The 2366-nt window shown below is 41.8% G+C and carries 3 protein-coding genes; all 3 read left to right on the plus strand.

The window, feature by feature from the left end:
- Positions 1-296 precede the first annotated feature (296 nt).
- Genes D5269_RS17435 through D5269_RS17445 form a run of 3 tightly spaced genes read left to right on the plus strand, consistent with a single transcriptional unit; the run spans position 297 to position 2309 of the window.
- Positions 297-1547 carry a restriction endonuclease subunit S gene (locus tag D5269_RS17435; protein ID WP_120487348.1) on the plus strand — a complete coding sequence of 417 codons (1251 nt, stop codon included), beginning with the start codon at positions 297-299 and terminating at the stop codon, positions 1545-1547.
- Between the two features lie 55 nt (positions 1548-1602).
- The gene (locus tag D5269_RS17440; protein WP_301890915.1) at positions 1603-2130 is read left to right on the plus strand and encodes a restriction endonuclease subunit S; all 528 of its coding nucleotides are present in this window, start codon (positions 1603-1605) and stop codon (positions 2128-2130) included.
- On the plus strand, positions 2127-2309 hold the full coding sequence (locus D5269_RS17445; protein ID WP_120487352.1) for a hypothetical protein: 183 nt from the start codon (positions 2127-2129) through the stop codon (positions 2307-2309). Before D5269_RS17440 ends, D5269_RS17445 begins: the two co-directional genes overlap by 4 nt.
- The last annotated feature ends 57 nt before the right edge of the window (positions 2310-2366 follow it).

The following is a 2366-nucleotide window of genomic DNA, read 5'->3' on the forward strand; positions in this document are numbered from 1 at the left end:
CGACTCCCGTCCTTTTTCTTCCATATCTCTATTTTACCACGTTCTTTTCTCCTTGTGAATACAGGTTCTTATTTCTGAAACGATTGCATATAGCGAGAAATTCAGAGGTGCAAAGTCCATTGAAAAATCCCGTGTCGGTGTGGTTGATGGTACAAGAGTAATCAAGGATGTGCCTTTCAAGAGTGCTTCCACAGCCGCAAATTTTGTGACAGGAGCAAGCACAAACGGACTGACCGCATGGAAAGATGAAAACGGAAAAACTCTGAAAGCGATACTTGCGGAAAGGGAGGGTAATAATGAGTAAATTAGACGAATTGATTTCCCTCTACTGTCTAGATGGCGTTCCGCATAAAACGCTTGGCGAGTTGGGAAAGTTCTTTGGTGGTCTGACGGGCAAATCGAAAGACGATTTTACCGATGGCAACGCAAGGTTCATTACCTATAAGAATGTTTATTCTAACCCTGCATTGCAGATTGATGTAGAGGACAGAGTTAAAATCGCTGATGGAGAGAAACAGCGTACATTGCAGTACGGAGATGTTGTTTTCACAGGTTCTTCCGAGACTCCAGACGAATGCGGCATTTCTTCCGTTGTAACCGTGAAAACAGACGAAAAGCTATATCTTAATAGTTTCTGCTTCTTCTTCCGCTTTGACGATTTGAGTATCATGTTGCCGGATTTTGCAAAGCATCTGTTCCGTTCAAGCGACTTGCGATACCAAATCGGTAAAACCGCAAGCGGTGTTACTCGCTTCAATGTATCTAAAAAGCTGATGGAGAAAGTGACCATTCCACTGCCACCTCTTGAGGTGCAGAGTGAAATTGTCCGTATTCTGGACAATTTCACGGAGCTTACAGCGGAGCTTACAGCAAGACAAAAACAATATAATTATTATAGGAATAAGCTACTGACCTTCAATGGTGCTGATATTCCCATCGTTCAGCTCCGTACTGTTGTCAAAAAGAGCTGTTCCGGCTCTACTCCTACCAAAGGAAATTCTGACTACTATGAGAACGGTACTATTCCGTGGATAAGGACGCAGGATGTTCGCTTTAATGAAATTACTGAAGTGGATAGCTATATAACTGAAAAAGCAGTTGCAGAGACCGCAGTAAAGTGGATACCGGAGAATTGCGTGATTGTTGCGATTTCTGGTGCTACCGCAGGAAGATGTGCTATTAACAAGATAAAAGCAACCACCAATCAGCATTGTCTGAATTTGGAGATTGATGAGAGCAAAGCCCTGCATAGATACATCTACTACTGCACTTACAACAAGTATGATGAACTCATTAGCAGAAAGCAAGGAGCAAGAGGCGATTTGAACTCATCCTTGGTGTTATCCCTTGAAATTCCAGTTCCTGCACTTGATGTTCAGAAACGCCTTGTGTATGTTCTGGATAACTTCGATGCTATCTGCTCTGACCTTAAAATCGGTCTTCCAGCGGAAATTGAAGCAAGGCAAAAGCAATACGAGTTCTATCGTGATGCCCTCTTGACATACGCCGCAACTGGCAAGACAATCTTAACAGACAGACGAGCTTAATGGCTTGATCCTGCTTTGTCAATATGTTTTTGGTTTTGTTTCTGTTACGCTGAATATGATTTCTGAAAACCATGACAGTAAGAGAAAGCCTATCACAAGCGGCAACCGTGAAGCTGGCGAGTACCCTTACTACGGTGCATCCGGCATTGTTGATTATGTAAGTGGTTATATCTTTGATGGAGATTATCTGCTTGTTTCCGAGGATGGCAACAATCTGGTAGCACGAAGCACACCGATTGCGTTTTCTATATCGGGCAAGAATTGGGTAAATAACCATGCCCATGTTTTGAAGTTTGATTGTTATACAACGAGAAGATATGTCGAGTTCTACTTGAACTCTATCGACCTTTCACAATTTATTTCTGGTGGAGCACAACCGAAGCTGAACCAGAAGAACCTTAACACAATACCTATTCCGCTTCCTGCTATCAAGGAACAGGAGCATATTGTAGGCATACTTGACCGCTTCGATGCCCTCTGCAATGACATTTCTTCCGGCTTACCAGCAGAGATTGAAGCGAGGACTAAGCAATACGAATACTATCGTGATAAGCTGCTGTCATTCAAGGGAGAGAATATATGATGAAAAGCGAAAAAGGTTTTGCGCCTTTTGATTTATCAAAAACCAGAAAGTTTGATCGTAAAAAAGACCAAGAATCTTTGAGACAAAGCTTTTATAAATTAGCTGCTCAGTATTTCGAGGTATCTTGTTTTACAATAAAAAATTCAAATTGGATGCCTGTAACATTAGGCCTTGTTTGAAAAATAGGGAAGGATGAGCTAAATCAACAAAATAGCGATAGCGGCAATATAAACAAA

The sequence above is a fragment of the Anaerotruncus sp. 1XD42-93 genome (assembly GCF_009917605.1).
Lineage (GTDB): Bacteria > Bacillota > Clostridia > Oscillospirales > Ruminococcaceae > Anaerotruncus.